The sequence below is a fragment of the Pseudomonas lurida genome (genome assembly GCF_002563895.1).
Taxonomy (GTDB): Bacteria; Pseudomonadota; Gammaproteobacteria; order Pseudomonadales; family Pseudomonadaceae; genus Aquipseudomonas; species Aquipseudomonas lurida.
The window spans coordinates 3,431,200-3,448,616 of sequence record NZ_PDJB01000001.1; the positions used below are offsets into that span (position 1 = coordinate 3,431,200).

At 60.6% G+C, this 17,417-nt stretch carries 15 protein-coding genes; 4 read left to right on the top strand and 11 right to left on the bottom strand.

The annotated features are described in order from the left end of the window. Positions 1 to 36: 36 nt before the first annotated feature. From ATH90_RS15350 to tssA, 8 genes are read right to left on the bottom strand one after another with little or no spacing between them, the layout of a single operon-like run. Positions 37 to 1,569, bottom strand: coding sequence for a sigma-54 interaction domain-containing protein (locus ATH90_RS15350; RefSeq protein ID WP_098466669.1), 1,533 nt, complete (start codon positions 1,567 to 1,569; stop codon positions 37 to 39). Continuing rightward, positions 1,566 to 3,998: an AAA family ATPase gene (locus ATH90_RS15355; RefSeq protein WP_098466670.1), complete on the bottom strand. Its 2,433-nt coding sequence runs from the start codon at positions 3,996 to 3,998 to the stop codon at positions 1,566 to 1,568. Before ATH90_RS15355 ends, ATH90_RS15350 begins: the two co-directional genes overlap by 4 nt. After that, on the bottom strand, positions 3,995 to 5,017 hold the full coding sequence (tssG, locus tag ATH90_RS15360) for a type VI secretion system baseplate subunit TssG (protein WP_098466671.1): 1,023 nt from the start codon (positions 5,015 to 5,017) through the stop codon (positions 3,995 to 3,997). Before tssG ends, ATH90_RS15355 begins: the two co-directional genes overlap by 4 nt. Next, positions 4,981 to 6,768, bottom strand: coding sequence for a type VI secretion system baseplate subunit TssF (gene tssF / locus ATH90_RS15365; protein ID WP_098466672.1), 1,788 nt, complete (start codon positions 6,766 to 6,768; stop codon positions 4,981 to 4,983). The genes tssG and tssF overlap by 37 nt, the downstream gene beginning before the upstream one ends. Continuing rightward, positions 6,758 to 7,159, bottom strand: coding sequence for a type VI secretion system baseplate subunit TssE (gene tssE, locus ATH90_RS15370; RefSeq protein WP_098466673.1), 402 nt, complete (start codon positions 7,157 to 7,159; stop codon positions 6,758 to 6,760). Before tssE ends, tssF begins: the two co-directional genes overlap by 11 nt. Before the next feature lie 14 nt (positions 7,160 to 7,173). After that, positions 7,174 to 8,649 (bottom strand): type VI secretion system contractile sheath large subunit, encoded by a 1,476-nt coding sequence (tssC, locus tag ATH90_RS15375; protein ID WP_098466674.1) that lies wholly within the window; start codon positions 8,647 to 8,649, stop codon positions 7,174 to 7,176. Positions 8,650 to 8,677: 28 nt separating this feature from the next. Further along, entirely contained in the window at positions 8,678 to 9,175 is a 498-nt protein-coding gene (gene tssB, locus ATH90_RS15380) for a type VI secretion system contractile sheath small subunit (protein WP_098466675.1), read from the bottom strand. 32 nt (positions 9,176 to 9,207) lie between these two features. Next, positions 9,208 to 10,761: a type VI secretion system protein TssA gene (tssA, locus tag ATH90_RS15385; protein ID WP_098466676.1), complete on the bottom strand. Its 1,554-nt coding sequence runs from the start codon at positions 10,759 to 10,761 to the stop codon at positions 9,208 to 9,210. A 478-nt stretch (positions 10,762 to 11,239) separates the two neighbouring features. On the opposite strand from tssA, the gene ATH90_RS15390 reads away from it, so the two are divergent. Beyond that, a complete protein-coding gene (locus ATH90_RS15390) occupies positions 11,240 to 11,755 on the top strand; it encodes an Hcp family type VI secretion system effector (protein WP_069077485.1) in 516 nt (171 codons plus the stop codon). 51 nt (positions 11,756 to 11,806) lie between these two features. Here ATH90_RS15390 and ATH90_RS15395 read toward each other — a convergent pair whose 3' ends face one another. Continuing rightward, positions 11,807 to 12,628 carry an aldo/keto reductase gene (locus ATH90_RS15395; protein ID WP_034106191.1) on the bottom strand — a complete coding sequence of 274 codons (822 nt, stop codon included), beginning with the start codon at positions 12,626 to 12,628 and terminating at the stop codon, positions 11,807 to 11,809. 106 nt (positions 12,629 to 12,734) lie between these two features. Here ATH90_RS15395 and ATH90_RS15400 point away from each other — a divergent pair, with 106 nt between their 5' ends. Continuing rightward, positions 12,735 to 13,229, top strand: coding sequence for a DUF1543 domain-containing protein (locus ATH90_RS15400; RefSeq protein ID WP_034106194.1), 495 nt, complete (start codon positions 12,735 to 12,737; stop codon positions 13,227 to 13,229). Positions 13,230 to 13,343: 114 nt separating this feature from the next. Here ATH90_RS15400 and ATH90_RS15405 read toward each other — a convergent pair whose 3' ends face one another. Next, complete coding sequence (locus ATH90_RS15405; protein WP_034106197.1) at positions 13,344 to 14,543, bottom strand: TPM domain-containing protein; 1,200 nt, start codon at positions 14,541 to 14,543, stop codon at positions 13,344 to 13,346. A gap of 128 nt (positions 14,544 to 14,671) precedes the next feature. Between ATH90_RS15405 and ATH90_RS15410 the strand changes: the two genes are divergently transcribed. Both ATH90_RS15410 and ATH90_RS15415 read left to right on the top strand, forming a co-directional pair. Then, positions 14,672 to 15,487: an alpha/beta fold hydrolase gene (locus ATH90_RS15410; RefSeq protein WP_034106200.1), complete on the top strand. Its 816-nt coding sequence runs from the start codon at positions 14,672 to 14,674 to the stop codon at positions 15,485 to 15,487. Next, positions 15,477 to 16,619, top strand: a complete 1,143-nt coding sequence (locus tag ATH90_RS15415; RefSeq protein ID WP_098466677.1) for a PAS domain-containing sensor histidine kinase — start codon at positions 15,477 to 15,479, stop codon at positions 16,617 to 16,619. Before ATH90_RS15410 ends, ATH90_RS15415 begins: the two co-directional genes overlap by 11 nt. Here ATH90_RS15415 and dapF read toward each other — a convergent pair. Beyond that, complete coding sequence (gene dapF, locus ATH90_RS15420) at positions 16,607 to 17,410, bottom strand: diaminopimelate epimerase (protein ID WP_098466678.1); 804 nt, start codon at positions 17,408 to 17,410, stop codon at positions 16,607 to 16,609. The genes ATH90_RS15415 and dapF overlap by 13 nt on opposite strands. Positions 17,411 to 17,417: the final 7 nt, after the last annotated feature.

Sequence of the window (17,417 nt, forward strand, 5' to 3'; positions counted from 1 at the left end):
ATCTCCCATGAAAATAAGGCGCCCGCACGTCACCATTCAGCACTCCTCACGAACATCCCCTACGGGGATTTTCAGGCGCGCCAGACGGTAGAGCAGCGTGCGGCGTGCGACGCCCAGTTCACGTGCAGTACGGGTTCGATTGCCGCGGTTCTTGTGCAAGCAATCGATCAGGAATACACGCTCTACTCGCTCCAGGCGTTGGCGCAACGTCGCATCGACGGGCTCCTGGGCAGGTAAGGAAGGCAAGGACAGGTGCGCAGGCAGGATCACGCCGTCATCACAGAGCAGCACAGCACGCTCCACGAGGCATTTGAGTTCGCGGACATTGCCGGGAAAGGCGTGACTCGAGAGTTGATCCATGGCTGCGCTGGACCATCCCACCGGCGCACGGCCAAGCGCAGCAGACGCCTTCTGCGCGAATTCCCGCGCCAACAGCAGTACATCGCCGTCGCGCTCACGCAGGGGCGGCAGCTCGATGGGAAACTGCGCGAGCCTGTAGTAAAGGTCCTCGCGAAAACTGCCTTGGGCGACCATCGCGGCAAGGTCACGGTGGGTCGCGGCGATGATGCGCACATCGACCTTGTGGGCCACACTGGCACCCAACGGACGGACTTCACCTTCCTGCAAGACCCGTAGCAACTTGGCCTGCAGCGACAGCGGCATATCGCCAATTTCGTCCAGCAGCAGGGTGCCTCCGTGAGCGGCGTCAAACAGGCCCGTGTGATTGCGCTCAGCCCCCGTGAATGCACCTTTGCGGTAGCCAAACAATTCACTTTCAAGCAGCCCTTCGGGAAACGCCGCGCAGTTTTGCACCACGAACGCGTTGCCCTTGCGCGGCCCCGCGGAATGGATCGCCCGCGCCACCACCTCTTTACCCGTACCGGTCTCGCCACGCAGCAAAACGGTGTAAGGGGTATTCAAGACCTTGCCGATCAAGCGATACGTTTCATCCATGGCCGTGCTACTGCCGATCAACCCGAATGCCGCACGCGGTGTTGGGGTGCGATCATTGTGCTGAGCGACACCGCCTCCCGAACGTTTGCACCGCAGCAAAGCCAGTTGCATCAGGGTAAAGCTGCCGAGTTGGCTCAAGGATACGGATTGACCCTCTAGGTTTTTCTCGCGCTGGCTGGCACACACCAATACGCCGTTGATGACCTGCGCTCGGTTGAACAACGGCACGCACGACAACGCTCGCCAGGGGCTTGCAATCACTGGCAGGAACCCGCACTCATACACGCTGCCAGTGAGATCTTCCAGGCTAAGGGCGGTCTGGTGGTTGAGCACATAGTGCAACACCTGCTCATGCCGAAAGTCCTGGTTGCCGGCCGGATCGTCGGGGACAAACATTCCAGGCAAGTGCTGGGCAATCCGCTCAAGTCGGTTGTTGGACTCGTCAAGCCAGTACAACTGGCTGAGTTCGCACTGGCTCAGTTGCGCCACCGCCGCGACGCACAAGCCGGGTAACGTCGCTTCGTCACCCTCGATGCCCAGGCGGATGAACCAGCCAAGCAACGCGTCGGTATAAGCCAGAGGATGAGGTATCTGAGTGAGCCGGGTATCCCTCATTGGCTGAACTCACAGGTTGGAGTGCCATTCCCTGCCAGGCAGGCATGGACATGTGCGAGGGGTTCGCCCTGAGCCATGGCCTCCAGCAACCGATCCACCACCAGCGGCAACAAGTGGCGTTCGATCCACTGATCGATGTACCGGGCACCGCTGTCACCGTGGGTACACCGCTCAGACATGTGTGAAACCAGCCCTGGCGAATAGGTGAATGCCAGCTTGCGCAGACGCAGCCGCTCACCCAAACGTTCCAGCTTGAGTCTAACCAGGTCGTGCAGAACCTCACCCGTGACCGGGTAGTACGGCACCACGCGCATGCGTGCCAGTAATGCGGGCTTGAAGTGGTCGCGCAGCAGCGGGCGGATTGCCTCCTCCAGCGCTTGTGCATCGGGTCGCTGGCCACCTGCGCATAATTGGTCGATGCGCTGACTGCCCAGGTTGGACGTCATCAGGATCAGCGTATTGCGAAAGTCGATCTCCCGGCCTTCCCCGTCATTGGCCAGGCCCTTGTCAAAGATCTGGTAAAACAGGTTCAACACTTCCGGGTCGGCCTTCTCGACTTCATCGAGCAGCACGACTGAATACGGGCGTTGGCGCACGGCTTCTGTCAGCACCCCGCCCTCGCCAAAACCGACGTAACCGGGTGGTGCGCCGATCAATCGGGACAGCGAGTGCTTCTCCTGGAACTCCGACATGTTGAGGGTGGTGACAAAACGCTCGCCGCCATACAACAGGTCGCCAAGGGCCAGCGCAGTCTCGGTCTTGCCTACGCCACTTGGGCCGACCAGCAGGAATACACCGACCGGCGCATCGGCCTTGCTAAGCCCCGCCGCAACCGCGCGCAGGTTGCGGTCCAGCGCGTGCACCGCTTGCTCCTGCCCGAGAATGCGCAAGCGCAGTGCCTCGGCAAAGCCCAGTACGCGGTCGTTGTGTTCGAACGCCAGTTGTTCGACCGGGATACCTGTCCAGGCACTGATGACTTGAGCCACCAGGCGCGGACACACCTGCCGAGCGGTGCCTTGCTGTTCAAGCCAGTGTTGCTCCAAATGCTGGCGTTCGTAGCCTACCGCTTCCATGCGCAAGTCCAGATCGTGCAAGGCCTTTTCGTCCACAGCGAACCCTGCGTCCCTGTCACGCCGCAATGCCTGCTGCTGCCGCGCACCTTCCGCCTGTTCGGCGCATAGGCGTTGCAAGGTGTCCGGTGCCGTCTCTGGACAGGCACGCAAGCGGGCACAGGCCGTGTCCAGCACATCCACCGCCTTGTCGGGCAACTGCCGACCCGCCAGGTAACGAGCGCTCATCTGCGCCGCCGCGACAACTGCGTCGTCTCGCACGTAGACACCGTGGCTGCGCTCGTACACCGGAACCAACCCGCGCAGTATCGAAATGGCTTGCTCGACGCTGGGCTCGCCGACCTGTACAGGTTGGAAGCGCCGCGCCAATGCCGGGTCCTTTTCGATGTATTTCCTGTATTCCGTCCAGGTGGTGGCGGCGATGGTGCGCAACTCGCCACGCGCCAGTGCCGGCTTGAGCAGATTGGCGGCATCGGAAGCGCCTGCCTGGGCGCCCGCCCCTACCAGCGTATGCGCTTCATCGATGAACAGGATGACCGGCTTTGCCGAGGCATTGACTTCATCGATCACGCCCTTGAGGCGCCGTTCAAACTCGCCCTTGATACCGGCACCGGCCTGGAGCAGCCCCATGTCCAGGGTCAGCACTCGGACATCCTTGAGAGGGCCTGGCACCTGTGCCGTAGCGACGCGCAGTGCAAGACCTTCGACAACGGCCGTCTTGCCGACCCCGGCTTCACCGACCAGGATGGGATTGTTCTTGCGCCGGCGCAGGAGTATGTCGATCAACTGGCCGATCTCGGCGTCGCGACACAGGACCGGGTCGATACGTCCTTCATGGGCCTGGCGTGTCAGGTCCTGAGTGAAGCGCTCCAGCAATGATTCGCCTTTTGGCGCAGCATCAGCTTCAGGTGCCTGACTCAACACAAACCCTTGCACACGCTGCGCATCCAATCGGCTCAGAAAGGCTTGATAGGCGCTGCCTGCGTGCTGCAGCGGATGGCGCAATAGCCCCAGCAACAGCGCACCGTGATCGACTTCAGTCTGTCGCAGTTCCAGATGGGCAATCATCAACGCTTGTTGCAGCCATTGCACCAGTGCCTGGGCAAACACCGGATTGCACGAAGCACTCGCCTCACCCCTGGGTTGCAGGGTGGCTTGCAGCTCTCCAGCGTCGATCCCCGCATCCGCCAGCGCCCTTGCCAGAAGGCCATCGTGGTGCTCCAACAGGGTCAACAGCAGGTCCTCCACCAACACTTCCCTGCCGCCACGCGTGACACAGCGTTCGGCCGAGCGCTCCAAGTCTCGACGAGCCTGGGAAGTCAATGTCCGGATCAGTCGTTGCAGGTCCACATTCATCATGATGATTCATTCCTATGAGCGTCGCTCGGCACGATGACCACTCCGTCAGCGCACTCATGTGCCAGCCAACTGGTCCAGCCGAGCCGGCAGACGTTATGTTCGCCAATGTGCAACGGCCTGATCTCGTCCTTGGCCAGCACAAGGCGCAGGTCATATTCCAATGGATCCCGAGCCGTCAGGCGTACCAACGCACAGAGCAGCGGGAAGTCCGAGCCCGTGGGCAGAAATCCGTGGAATTGATGCCAGCCCAAACCCTGCAGGTGCACCCTGAACTTGCCACTGCGATCAGCGACCTGGCTCCCAAGCACGTGGTCATGCCCGAGCACGCTGTTCGCAATGCCGAGCCGATTGCGCTGGGAATCGACGACGACAACGCTGCGCTGCACCCATTGCTCTATGAACAGGCGGTTGTGCTTGAAGTAGTAGCGCAGGACCGTCTCGATCAAGGCTGCCGAATGCGCCCTCAGGCTGAGCAACCCCAGATAGGGCAACAGTCGCTTGCAGTTCAATTGCGCGGTTCTGCGAATCTGCCGCCCCCTCAACCCGATCAGTGCAAACATCTGCTCGGAAAAGGCGTCACGTGCACCGGCCTGGAAACACGCCCGATAACGATATTTACGCCAGATCGGCAGCATCAGGCGTTGCAGGCGGTGGTGAAACACGTCGAGGAAATCTCGGGTAGCGTTGCCACCCTCGCCATCGGCACACGCCTGCTCACCATAAAACGCGGGCAGCGGCGACCCCGCACCACACATGCCCAGCACATTGAGGCGCAGGCACGCACGCAACTGGCCATGCTCGACAAAAAAAGCCACCCGGTCGATATCGTGGCCGGGGAAACCCAAACCCGGGTTGGCTTGAAACTCCACCAAGTCGTACAGCGCGTCGTCATCCAGCAACGGATGGGCATCGCGCAGACGCTTGATAACCTGCAGAACCGCCTGGAACAGCGAGTACTCGCGGATAACCTGGGACAGTTGCGTCAAAACAGGGGCTGCTGCCCCATCCGTGGTGGCCATAGGTACACGTCTCCTTGTGTGCTGATGACTCTTAGTTCGTGGTAGGCATTGAGGCTGGCGTAGAGCGCGAAGAATTCGTTGAGCACCGACGCGAATACAAAGACCTCGCCATGGCCCAGGAAGCCCTGGGGATCGATCGTCAGATCAATGCGTACCCCGCGAAACGGCAAGCCACGGTGCAATCGGTCGACGGCTACATGACTGACAGAACGCATAGCGCCCAACCGTCTCTCGCTGGCCTTCTGGGCTCGTCGGTCGTGGTAGCGCGGCAAGTCATAGGTCTCGAGAATGACCTTCAAGGCGTTGATGTCGCTCAATGACAGGTAGTTGAGCGACAGATTGCTGATAAGCCTCCAGAGAAAGTCCTGGTCGAGTGGCGGCGAGAAACTGGCGGTCGGCGCGCAGATGTTCCGGAAAGACACCCCCTGCGGCGTTTGCTCGCACGGCTGATTGATGTCGCCTACCTGCAACTGGCGTGGCAGGTCGTGATTGGTGCACGTGAGCTCGATCGACAGTGTCTGCTGATCCGATTCCAGCCCGCCGCCAAACCCAAGCCAGGTCTCTAGCCCCGCATGTTGTGCCGATGGCCGTTGGCGAATGCTGTAGCTCGGAGGGCTCTGTGAGGGACGGGTATCGCCATCATGCTCGAACGATTCGAAGGGTACGAAGGCCTGGTATCCAAGCCCTCCGGGCTGCCAGCCCGTGACACTGTCCACGGAAAATACACTGGCGTTCTCTCGCGAATACTCACCGGGAATCAGCAGGTATTCATCCTGCTTGCCGTCCAGGCGAATAGGCACCGCATCATGCTTGAACAGGTTGACGATGGGTGTGCAGTACAGCTTCACGTTATCCAGCGTGGGCTGTTGGGGTTCACGCCACGGATTATCCAACTCGAAGCGCACTACCACACCATGCACCTGTTTGAGCAACTCATCGGGCAGTCCGCGCAGTACACCCAGCCCCTTTACGTCGACGAACAGGTACTTGTCAGGAAAGGCAAAGTATTCCTGGAGATGGCGATACCCGGGGAAGGTATTCGGCGGATACGGAATCAACGCCTGCTCATCGCTGAACCCCACTGGCTGCACCTGATCACCTCCCAGCCGCAGCGACAGTACCTGCCCATCGGCCCCACTTACCGGCAGGCCATCGCGGCCCAAAGGCAGCAATTCGATCCCGCCAAGATGCCGCAACAGACTCAGATAAAGCGCCTGACTGATGTAGCGGTCTCCCGCCAGGTGCAGGCGCAATGAATCGAAGAGGCACTCACCCAAATGACCTTCGGCGCTTATCTCCAGGCGCAGGCTCAACATGCTTCGCCCGGCCTGTGCGCTGAACTCCAGGGCGCTCAGATGCAGCGGTAGAATCTGCGTGGCGTAACAGGTACGGAAGCGGCACCGCTCGTCGTTGATCGCGACACTTTCGATCGGTGTATCCCGCGCCACCCACACACCTGCGCCTGAGTGCTTCAACGGATCAAACTGAAGGATGCTGAACGCAGGCATCGGTCGCATATAATTGGGCCAGAGCAGATGCATCAACGAATGCGTCAGTTCTGGAAGCTCGTCATCCAGTTTCTGGCGCAAGCGGCCGGTGAGAAAGGCAAAGCCCTCCAGCAATCGCTCGACATCCGGGTCCTGGCCGGACTCAGCTAGAAAGGGCGCAAGCGCCGGGTTGCGTTCAGAGAATCGCCGTCCGAGCTGCCGTAACGCACTGAGTTCGCTTTGGTAATAACGGTTAAAGGACATCCGGCAAGACCTCAACCCGACCGGTCTCACACAACCGCGCGGTAAACATCACAGCCCGCTGAGTCCCCTTGGCCACCAGTGTGGCTTCGATAGCGAACGCCAGTGCCAACGGATCATGATCCCCTGGCAATGTCGTGACACGCACATGCTTCAAGCGCGGCTCGTAGGCGCGGATAAACCGTTCGATTAGAAGCCGCGACTGACTCAATGATTCATGCAGGCTCTGATTCATATCATTAAGGTCAGGCAAGCCGTAGTCCGGCAATGTCTGCACACTGCCTGCACGGATGCTGAGCATTTTGCCCAGGTGGGTGGCGACAGATGTCACGCCACATGCTGGGTTAGTCGCCGGACGTTCGAGCCGCTCGAAAAGGCTTTGGTGGTCGGACATTCCCTGGACCCTGCTCATTCTTTGTCGAGCTTGCCAACCAGGGACAGCGTGAAATCCGCCCCCATGTATTTGAAGTGCGGCCGTACGCTCAGGTTGACGCGGTACCAGCCGGGCTCACCCTCGACATCGCTGACAACGATGCGGGCTGCACGCAAGGGGCGCCGCCCACGCACTTCGGCACTTGGGTTTTCCTGGTCGGCAACGTATTGGCGGATCCACTTATTGAGTTCCAGCTCCAGGTCGGTACGTTCCTTCCACGAACCCAGCTGCTCGCGCTGAAGAACCTTGAGGTAATGGGCCAGGCGGTTGACCACCATCATGTAGGGCAACTGCGTACCCAAACGGTAATTCAGCTCGGCTTCCCTGCCCTCCGGGCTTTGGCCAAAGTGTTTCGGTTTTTGTACCGAGCTGGCGGAGAAGAACGCCGCATTGTCACTGCCCTTGCGCATCGTCAAGGCAATAAAGCCCTCTTGCGCCAGCTCGTATTCACGACGATCGGAAACCAGCACTTCGGTTGGGATCTTGGTCTCGATTTCCCCCATGCTATGGAAGTGATGCAACGGCAGGTCTTCAACCGCACCGCCGCTTTGCGGTCCAATGATGTTCGGGCACCAGCGGAACCGCGCGAAACTGTCGGTGAGGCGCGTGGCAAATGCGTAAGCCGTATTGCCCCACAGGTAGTGCTCATGGCTGTTGACCACGTTTTCCTGGTAGACGAAGGTCTTGACCGGACATTCAAGGGGGTCGTAGGGCGTCCGGAGCAAGAAACGCGGCACAGTCAACCCGACATAACGCGCGTCTTCGCTCTGGCGGAAACTTTGCCATTTGGCAAATTGCGGGCCTTCGAAATGGTCCTTGAGATCTTTGAGGTCCGGTAGGCCGGTGAAGCTTTCCAGCCCGAAGAATGCCGGGCCGGCAGCAGCGATAAAAGGTGCATGGGCCATGCAGGCCACGCTGGAAGCGTATTGCATCAGCTTGACGTCCGGCGCACTGGGGGACAGGAAGTAATTGGCAATGATCGCGCCCACAGGCTGGCCGCCAAACTGGCCGTACTCAGCACTGTAGATATGCTTGTAAAGCCCGGACTGGGTCACTTCCGGTGAGTCTTCAAAGTCTTCCAGCAGGTCTTGCCGGGAGACGTTCAGTAGTTCGATCTTGATGTTTTCGCGAAAGTTGGTGCGATCCACCAGTAACTGCAGCCCCTTCCAGGAAGCTTCCAGCGCCTGGAATTCCGGATGGTGCAGGATCTCGTCCATTTGCAGGCTAAGCGTCCTGTCAATCTCGGCAATCATCCGGTCAACCAGGCGCTTTTTTACCGGTTCACCTCGGTTGTGTGGCTTGATCAACTCTTCGATAAACGCCGAGACACCCCGTTTGGCAATGCCATAGGCGTCGTCGTCCGTACTGAGTAGCGTCTGGGCAACGATGTTGTCGAGGATGCTGTATTGATCAGCGGTTTGTGCCGGTTGCGAATGTTGTTGTGTGGTCATTCGGTCAGTGTCCTTTTACTGAGAAATGTCAGGCGCCGGCGCTGCTCAGGCCCAACTCCGCCAAAATTCGGGTGCGAGACTCATCATCGGCGAGGGCCTGCTCGATGGCCTTGCGAAAGCTCGGGGTGTTACCCAGTGGACCTTTGAGCGCCATCAGTGCCTCGCGCAGCGCCATCAGCTTGTGCAACGCGGGAACCTGCTCGACAAGGTTCGCGGGGTTGAAGTCCTGCATGGCGTTAATGCGTACCTGAACGGTCAACTCCTCCACATCCGCCTGCTCCTGCAGGCGATTAGGCACGCTCAGCGTCAGGCTCAATGACTGCTTGGCCAACACGTCATCAAGCGTGTTCTTGTCGATCGCGATGGGCTTGCGATCTTCAAGCTTGCGCACGTCCTCACGCTGGGTGAAATCTCCCAGCACCAACAACTTCAATGGCAGCTCGACTTCCTCCTGCGCCCCGCCGATGGCGGGCTTGAAAGTGATGTTGATACGCTCCTTGGGGGCTACCGAACCTTCTTTGGCCATGGTGTCTCTCCTTTTTCAAGTGGCTCGAAAGCCTATTCAAGTACCGCTTCCAGATCGAAGAGGCACAGCCTGCGATGGGTGTCTTCCTTGCGCTCGCGCACGGCGTGGTTTTGCGGCAACAGGTCGCAGCAGCGGTACAGGAGTTGTGTCACCTGAAGAGCCAACGCCGGCTCCCATCGCTCCAGGCCTGCGCGTTGCATTTCGTGGTCCAGCTGTTCGAGCTGGATCTTCGCCAGCTCATGCTTCCCCGCCTGCATGCACAGTCGCGCCTGTGCCAACCGCCAATGGAAGCGCGCACGGTCACCGCGAGCGGCATACATGCCTTGCTTGAGATCCTGGATAGCCGCCTTGAGCCCGTCCTTGTGGAGTCGGGGTGCCAGTGCTTGCAGGGCGATCTCCCAAGGTGAGGCTTCGGCATCAACCACCACTGCGGTTGATTCAGGATTTTGCAGATGACGGGCAACCTGCAGCGTTATCCAGTCACACGTGGCAGCATCGGCAAAAGGCGCGCCGTCGTGAAAACGAAACCCCGGCAGGTCCGGCAGGCGTTGCAGCAACAGGGCGAAGGTCACCTCCAGCTCGGTCATGGCCTGGTCGGCCTGCAAGACCTCCAGGCATTGCCAAAGCATGCGCAGTCCGTCGAACCAGAACATCGCACCGGCGAGACTGGCCTCGAGTTCGGGCACGAGGTCGGCGTGATGGCCTTGGGCAAAACGCTCCTGATAACGGTTGAGCTTGTCGGGGGAAGGTCCGCGCAAAGCCGTGACCCGCTCGCTGTCGGCATCCGGATAGCTGGCGAGTGCCAGCCACGTCAATGTTCGGCTCAGGCGCAGGGCGCGCAGGTCGGTGGCGTTCTGGCGTAACCACCAGGCACACAGCGTACGGGCCTGTTCCTGCACGGTGCGCAGTAGCCTATGGGCGTCTTTTTCGTTGTCCACCCGTGTTTCAGGCTTGAGCAATTGGGTAGTCGCCTGCTTGGCCTGCGCAATGGCCCCGCCCAACCCCGCTGCTGGCGCGTGCTCCTGCGAGGCACGCTCCAGTCGCTGAGCCAATTGCCTGCGAATCGGCAACAATAACGGCGCGGCATCGCCCAAGTGCCCGGACCACACTTCGTCAAGACGCACCAAGTGCTCATGCACGACGCGGAACAAGGGCTGTTGGTTCTGGAGCGGCAGGTTTTGCGTAAAGAGGGCCTCGAGGCGCACGACCAACCACCGGAAGGCGGCGCCGCGGGTGCGCAGCTTCGCAGGATGGACCACCGCCCACTGATGCTCGCAGAGTTCGCGCAGCAACCCGAGCCCGGCCAACAACCCCGAGTAGGATTCGCGCTGGTGCAACGCCCAGGTCAACCAGACGGCGACCCGCAGGTCCTTGGACTGCTGGCGCAGCAGGGTCTCGCTGATGTCCAGGACCTTGCCCCAATCGGGTTGGCCACAGGCATGGATCGATTGTGCCTTGGCAAGCTCGGACTCCAGGACTTCATATTCACTCGAAAAGCGCATATCACTGCCGGCAAAATTCATTGGCGCGCAGGGTGACCGTGCAACTTCAAGGTAATAATCATACAGCTTGTCCGGATAATCCATTTGGCACCGCGCACAACTAAACTCGTTAGTAAAGGCCAACTAAGCACATGTAAATTGCGCATCAGAACGCCCTCTCAACTTCGCCATGAAACCTGCGAAGTTCACGAACCTTAGCCATGCCTAAAATATTCAGCAAGCGACGGGACGACACTTAATCCTTTTCCTACAAACCCCTAAATCTTCGGGGGTGCGCAGTATTTTGCGCAATAATCCGTGCCCACTCACACGACTTTTTGGATAACTTCAAGATTTGCTCACTTTTTCATATGAGCAACTAAGTGCGCACCACTGCGCAATCAAAAACTTAAAAAACCCACCCAGCACCACGTAATTTTCTGAAGTTTATAGCCTGCCCAGTACGACACCCCTTACTTCATTAAGCCTCACACTTTCAGGCACGTTTCTTGTTATAGGTATCGGCCCAGCTGATGCAATTGTCGGCTCGGACTACCTCATCAATCAGGCAAGGAAACCCGTCATGCCAACACCCGCGTATCTCTCCATCACCGGTGTCAAACAAGGTTTGATTACGGCAGGCACATTTACCCAGGACTCGGTAGGTAATATTTATCAGGAGGGCCATGAGGATCAGATTCTGGTCCAGGCTTTTTCTCATCAGGTGATCATTCCGCGTGACCCACAATCTGGCCAACCAACGGGCCAGAGGGTCCACAAGCCGTTGATGATCAGCAAGGTGTTCGATAAGTCGTCGCCCCTGCTGTTCAGCGCGTTGACCAGCGGCGAAGAGGTCAAGTGCAGGCTTGAATGGCTGCGCACCTCGTCGGCGGGCACCCAGGAGCATTACTTCACAATCGAACTGGAAGGAGCGACCATCGTGGACATCCAGTCACGCATGCCAAATTGCCAAGACCCGGACAATGCCCATTTCACTCACCTGGAAGATGTGTACTTCACCTATCGCAAAATCGTGTGGACCCACGAAGTGGCCGGCACGTCCGGGTCGGATGACTGGCGCAGCCCGGTAGCGGGTTAAACCGGACTCGCTCGGGAGCGGCGCCAAGGCGGCGCCGCTCCTGCCATTCGGTTACACCATCGCTAAAGGGTGCTTGCGCTTGGGTGCACCAAACACGCGGTCGATAGCGTCCAGGTCGTGCTCATCCAGCACCAGCTTGGCTGCTGCTGCGTTGAGTCGCACGTGCTCCGGTGTGACTGCCTTGGGTATTGCAATCACGCCGTCCTGGCGCAGCACCCAGGCGAGGGAAACCTGCGCGGGGGTCACTTCGTGGCGACGGGCGATCTGCTTGAGGGTGGGGCTGGACAGCAGTTCGCCGCCTTGGGCGATCGGGCAGTACGCCATCAAGGGCAAGTGATGCTGTTGCCACCAGGGCAGCAGGTCGAATTCGATGCCGCGTTCTTCGATGTTGTAGAGCACCTGGTTGGTAGCACACGCCGGGGACGCGAGTGCCTGCAGGTCGGCTACGTCGAAATTGGAGACGCCCCAGCGGCCGATCTTGCCAGCTTCGCGCAGGCGTTCGAACGCTTCGACGGTCTCTTCTAGGGGAACCTGGCCGCGCCAGTGCAACAGATAAAGATCAATATAGTCCGTGCCCAGGCGCTGGAGGCTGGCTTCACAGGCACGGGGCACGCCTTTGTGGCTGGCGTTATGCGGATACACCTTGCTCACCAGGAATACGTGGTCGCGCCTGCCGCGAATGGCGTCGCCGACGACCGTCTCGGCGCCACCCTCACCGTACATTTCGGCGGTATCGATCAGGGTCATGCCCTCGTCGATGCCCAGTTGCAACGCCGCGACTTCAGCGCGGTGCTGGTCCGGGTTTTCGCCCATGCGCCAGGTTCCCTGGCCGATGACAGGAACGGGAACGCCCGCCAGATCAATGGTACGCATGACTACCTCCTGATGAATTCGCGGATTAACAGTGTGGCATTGGCCGGACAAAAGGGTTCAATCGAAGTATGGTTAGCCTCTGCCAAGTCGCCAGGAAGGACCTGCAATGCTGTTTGTCGTCATGCTCGGGGGTAAGCACCCTCGGGCGAAAATTGAAGTTCACGATGTGGTGTTTGTTGTCGCGGACACGTTGGAAGCGACCTACCCGCAACTGCGCGAAGACTGGTTTGGCAGCCCAAAGGGCGTACATATCGATTCATGGATGGCAGTGGATGGCGTCGACGGTTGGAAAGTCGAGTTCAGCCCGCTGGCGCCTGCTGCGGGTGCCCATCACCTGTATTTCATCAACCTTGGCGGTTATGAAGCCAACAGCTTTGGCGAAGCCCACCACTACCTGCTGGTGGTAGCCCGCACGAAGCAGGAGGCTAAGAGCAAGGGTAAGCACCAAATGCTGCGCCACTGGTCTCAGGCCCACACCGACGGCGTGCTGGATGTCGATGATTGCCTGCCGATCGACCTGGTGGACGGGCGCTATGTTCACTTGGTACAAGGCCCACACCGCCCGATCCGCCAGCAGAACGACTACATCGTCCTGAGCTGACCCCCTACCCGAACGGGGTGCGCAGGCGGCACAAGCATGTGTCCACCCAGCGGACGACTTCATGCCGACTTCAACTTCAAGGGGTGGGTTTGGCCACAAGCCACCCTGGCGGTTTTACCAACTGCCCGACGCGCCGCCGCCACCGCTGGAGCCGCCGCCCCCGGATGAGCTGCTGGAACTGGAGCTGCTGGAGCTCGAGCTTGACCCACCGCCCGAACTCGACCCCGACCCGCCGCCGGTCTTGCCGAAGATGAACAGCGCCGCAAATGAAGCGATGGGGAACGCAAACAACCAGCCGTTACGCCCCAGTTCCATCAGAAAACCGGCCGCCACATAAACCGCTGCAGCGGCCACCAGCCGTGCGACGAAGCCCACCCGACTTTGCTTCCAGGCATCCTTCATGATCACGAACAGGATCAGGTACAACCCCAGCACCACCAGCGCGCCCACTGGAAACGCCAGCCAGTGGATGAAGTTGACGTCTGCGTACCAGTGATCCACAGCCACCAACCCCAGGATGTAGACCAACAACCCGACCACGCCGTAAAACACCGTCCGCGCCATCCACAACGCGCCGAACGTTGCGCCGCCGATCAGCAGGATCAGTGGCATCACCAGCAGGAACATCAGCCAGTCGCGGCCACCGCCAAAGATCGCCAGCAGTACCGTGGCAGCCACCGCCGCCATCAACGCGCGGCGCCAGTGCAATGTGCCGGCGGCGATCAGCACACCGCCCACGGCGCCGAGGATAAATGCCAGCAGGACCGCAATGATCTGGGGGTTGACGCCGGGCGCCGCGACGCTGGGCAAATCACCGCCGTCCACCAGCACGACCAGGTCATTCACGCCCTGGGCAACACCGCCCGCATAGTCGCCCTGGCGAAACGCCGGGGTGATGTGTTCTTCAATGATGCGGTGCGCCAACAGATCGGTGACGGTGCCTTCCAGGCCATAACCCACCTCGATGCGCACCTTGCGATCGTCCTTGGCTACCACCAGCAGGATGCCGTCGTTGACATCCTTGCGGCCCAGTTTCCAGGCGCGGAACAGTTGGTTGGCGTAATCCTCGATACTCGCACCGCCGGTGGTGGGCACCATCAGCACGGCGACTTGTGAGCCTTTGCGCTGTTCCAGGTCGGCGAGCTGGTTTTTCAGACGAGTGGCGGTGTCGGCATCCAGCGTGTCGGTGAGGTCGATCACCCGTTGGTCGAGGGCTACGCCGATGGGCGAAGTGTCCGCCTGGGCGGTGGCAAACACGCTGGCGAATACCAGCACCAGCAGACTCAAGACGGATTGCCGCACGCGCCGCATCATGGTTTGTTACCTGAAGTTTCTTCCTGAAGGCGCCGACTTTACCTTATCAACGCTATAACACGTGACCCCGCGCCGTTGACTATCTAAACTCGGCGCATTCATAGCTATACGCCATTATCGAGACGCCCATGGATTTACTCCTCCGTAACAATGTCAGCGTGATGGGCTGCGGGATCTCGACCCTGGTGTTTTCCCACGGGTTCGGGTGCAACCAGGCCATGTGGAACTACCTGGCGCCGCATTTCCTCGAACGCTTTCGCGTGGTGATGTACGACCTAGTGGGTGCGGGGCTCTCCGACCTGAGCGCCTTCGACAAGGCCAAGTACGGCGCACTGGATGGCTACGCCCGGGACCTCAATGAAATCGTCGATGCCTATGCCGTCGGTCCCGTGATCCTGGTCGGGCATTCGGTCAGTGCAATGATCGGCGCCCTCGCCGACCGCTTCACCCCCGGCCGTATTGCGGCTCACGTCATGATCGGCCCGTCGCCACGCTATATCGATACAGACGACTACGTCGGTGGCTTCAAGCCCGCCGATATCCAGGACCTGCTCGACACCCTCGACAGCAACTACCTCGGCTGGTCCAGCGCCATGGCCCCGGTGATCATGGGCGCGCCTGAACAACCGGAGCTGAGCGAAGCGTTGACCGACAGTTTCTGCCGCACTGAGCCCGAGATCGCCAAGCAATTCGCGCGCGTGACCTTCACCTCGGACAACCGCCAGGACGTGATCGGCCTGGCCACCCCGGTGTTGATCCTGCAATCGAGCGACGACCTGATCGCCCCCGTGCCCGTGGGCGAATACCTGCACGGCGTATTGCCCAATAGCACCTATTGCCTGGTGGACAATGTCGGGCATTGCCCACACATGAGCGCGCCGCACGCCTGCGCGGCGGCCATGGACAGCTTCCTGGCCCCCTGGGCGGCTACCCGTGCAAGCTGACCTGTTTGACAACGCCGCCTGCGCGCTGGCCGTCACCGCGGAAGATGGCATGATCCTGCAAGCCAATGCCCGTTTCAGCGAATGGCTGGGGTTCAGCACGGCCGAGCTGTGCGGCAAGCGTTTTCAGGACCTGCTGACCATGGGCGGGCGCATCTTCCACCAGACCCACCTGGCCCCGAGGTTGCGCATGCATGGCAGCGTCACCGAGGTGAAGCTCGACATGCTGCACCACGATGGCCACAAGATCACCGTGCTGCTCAACGGCATCCAGCGTGAGCAAGCCGGCGCCGTGGTATACGACCTGGCCCTCTTCGGCACCACCGACCGCGACAAGTACGAGCGCGAGTTGCTCAACGCGCGCAACCTGGCCGAAGCCCTTGTGCAGGAAAAAACCGCCACCGAACGGGCGCTGCAGCAAGCCCAGGCCGAGTTGCGTGAGGCCTATGCCATCTCGCAGCGCCGCGCGCTGTTCGCCGAACAGATGGTGGCGATCGTCAGCCATGACCTGAAGAACCCGCTCACCGCGATTCGCATGGCGTCGGATTTTCTCACGCGGGGCGAACGCACAGCCAGGGAACGCCAACTGTTGGGGCATATCGGCCAGTCATCCGAACGTGCCCAACGCATGATCGCCGACCTGCTGGATTTCACCCAGGCCCGGGTCGGCCAGGGCATCACCATCAAGGCCGCCGCATTGGACCTGCACAGCGTGATTCATCACGCCGTGGATGAACTGCGTGTGGCATTCCCCGAGGCGACGTTGGTGCATCACGCCGAAGGCCGTGGCGAGGCCTGCCTGGATGCCGACCGCGTGCAGCAGATCATCGGCAACCTGGTGGCCAACAGCGTGGCCTATGGTGACCTGCGACAACCGATCACGGTGACGTCACGGTTGGGCGATAGCGCCTGCGAAGTGTCCGTGCACAATTACGGCGAGGCGATTCCCGACGTCTTGCTGGCCGGGCTGTTCGAGCCCATGACCCGTGGCACCGACCAGGGCAGCGATGTGCGCAGCGTCGGCCTGGGCCTGTACATCGTGCGCGAATTGGCCAAGGTGCATGGCGGCGATGTGGCGGTGAGCTCCTGTGCCACTGGAGGCACCACCTTCACCGTGACGTTTCAGGGCAGGTAGGCGCTGCCTTGCAGCACCGGCTCCACACTGCCGGTCAGCACCACACCGCCCTCGCCCGCCCAGTGCACGGTCACCGTGCCACCGTCGCAGTGCACGTGCACCGTGGCATCGAGCAGCCCGCGCCGGATCCCGTTGACCACCGCCCCACAACAGCACGAACCCGAACCCAGCGGCACCCCGCCGCCGCGCTCCCAGATGCGCAAGCGGATATGACCGCGGTCGAGTACCTGGACGAAATGCACGTTGGTCCTGGCCGGGAACAACGGATGAACCTCCAGCGCCGGGCCCAGGGCTTCTACGTCGACAGCGGCAATGTCTTGCACGAAAAACGTGCAATGGGGGTTGCCCATGCTGCACGCCGCCGGGTGGCCTTCTATGGGCAAGGTCTGTGTGTCCATGGCTTTGGATAGGGGAACCGCCGCCCAATCCAACGACGGCTCGCCCATGTTCACGGCGACCTGCCGCCCCGCTGCGCGCACGCACGTGAGCAGGCCGCGCTCGGTACGCAACACAATCGAATCCATTCCGGTTTCATGCATCAAGCGGTCGGCCACGCCACGGGTGGCGCTACCGCAGGTGGCCAACGGCGTACCGTTGGGGTTCCAGAACTTGATACGCGCGGCGGCATCGTCACAGTCGAGCACCACGGCCAATTGGTTGAAGCCGATACCCGTGTGGCGATTGCCCAGCTGACAGGCGATTCGTGCGGTGATGGGATCGTCCAGGCCACGGCGATCGACGATGATGAAATCGTCGCCATGGGCGTGCATTTTCACGAACGGCAACAGCATCGGTTGT

Bases quoted from the DNA above. Each gene is read 5' to 3' on its own strand.
- ATH90_RS15405 (WP_034106197.1), bottom strand. From the start codon at position 14,543: ATGATGCGGCGCGTGCGGCAATCCGTCTTGAGTCTGCTGGTGCTGGTA.
- tssB (WP_098466675.1), bottom strand. From the start codon at position 9,175: ATGGCCAAAGAAGGTTCGGTAGCCCCCAAGGAGCGTATCAACATCACT.
- tssE (WP_098466673.1), bottom strand. From the start codon at position 7,159: ATGTCCGACCACCAAAGCCTTTTCGAGCGGCTCGAACGTCCGGCGACT.
- tssG (WP_098466671.1), bottom strand. From the start codon at position 5,017: ATGGCCACCACGGATGGGGCAGCAGCCCCTGTTTTGACGCAACTGTCC.
- ATH90_RS15350 (WP_098466669.1), bottom strand. From the start codon at position 1,569: ATGAGGGATACCCGGCTCACTCAGATACCTCATCCTCTGGCTTATACC.
- ATH90_RS15355 (WP_098466670.1), bottom strand. From the start codon at position 3,998: ATGATGAATGTGGACCTGCAACGACTGATCCGGACATTGACTTCCCAG.
- tssA (WP_098466676.1), bottom strand. From the start codon at position 10,761: ATGGATTATCCGGACAAGCTGTATGATTATTACCTTGAAGTTGCACGG.
- tssF (WP_098466672.1), bottom strand. From the start codon at position 6,768: ATGTCCTTTAACCGTTATTACCAAAGCGAACTCAGTGCGTTACGGCAG.
- ATH90_RS15390 (WP_069077485.1), top strand. From the start codon at position 11,240: ATGCCAACACCCGCGTATCTCTCCATCACCGGTGTCAAACAAGGTTTG.
- tssC (WP_098466674.1), bottom strand. From the start codon at position 8,649: ATGACCACACAACAACATTCGCAACCGGCACAAACCGCTGATCAATAC.
- ATH90_RS15400 (WP_034106194.1), top strand. From the start codon at position 12,735: ATGCTGTTTGTCGTCATGCTCGGGGGTAAGCACCCTCGGGCGAAAATT.
- ATH90_RS15395 (WP_034106191.1), bottom strand. From the start codon at position 12,628: ATGCGTACCATTGATCTGGCGGGCGTTCCCGTTCCTGTCATCGGCCAG.
- dapF (WP_098466678.1), bottom strand. From the start codon at position 17,410: ATGCTGTTGCCGTTCGTGAAAATGCACGCCCATGGCGACGATTTCATC.
- ATH90_RS15410 (WP_034106200.1), top strand. From the start codon at position 14,672: ATGGATTTACTCCTCCGTAACAATGTCAGCGTGATGGGCTGCGGGATC.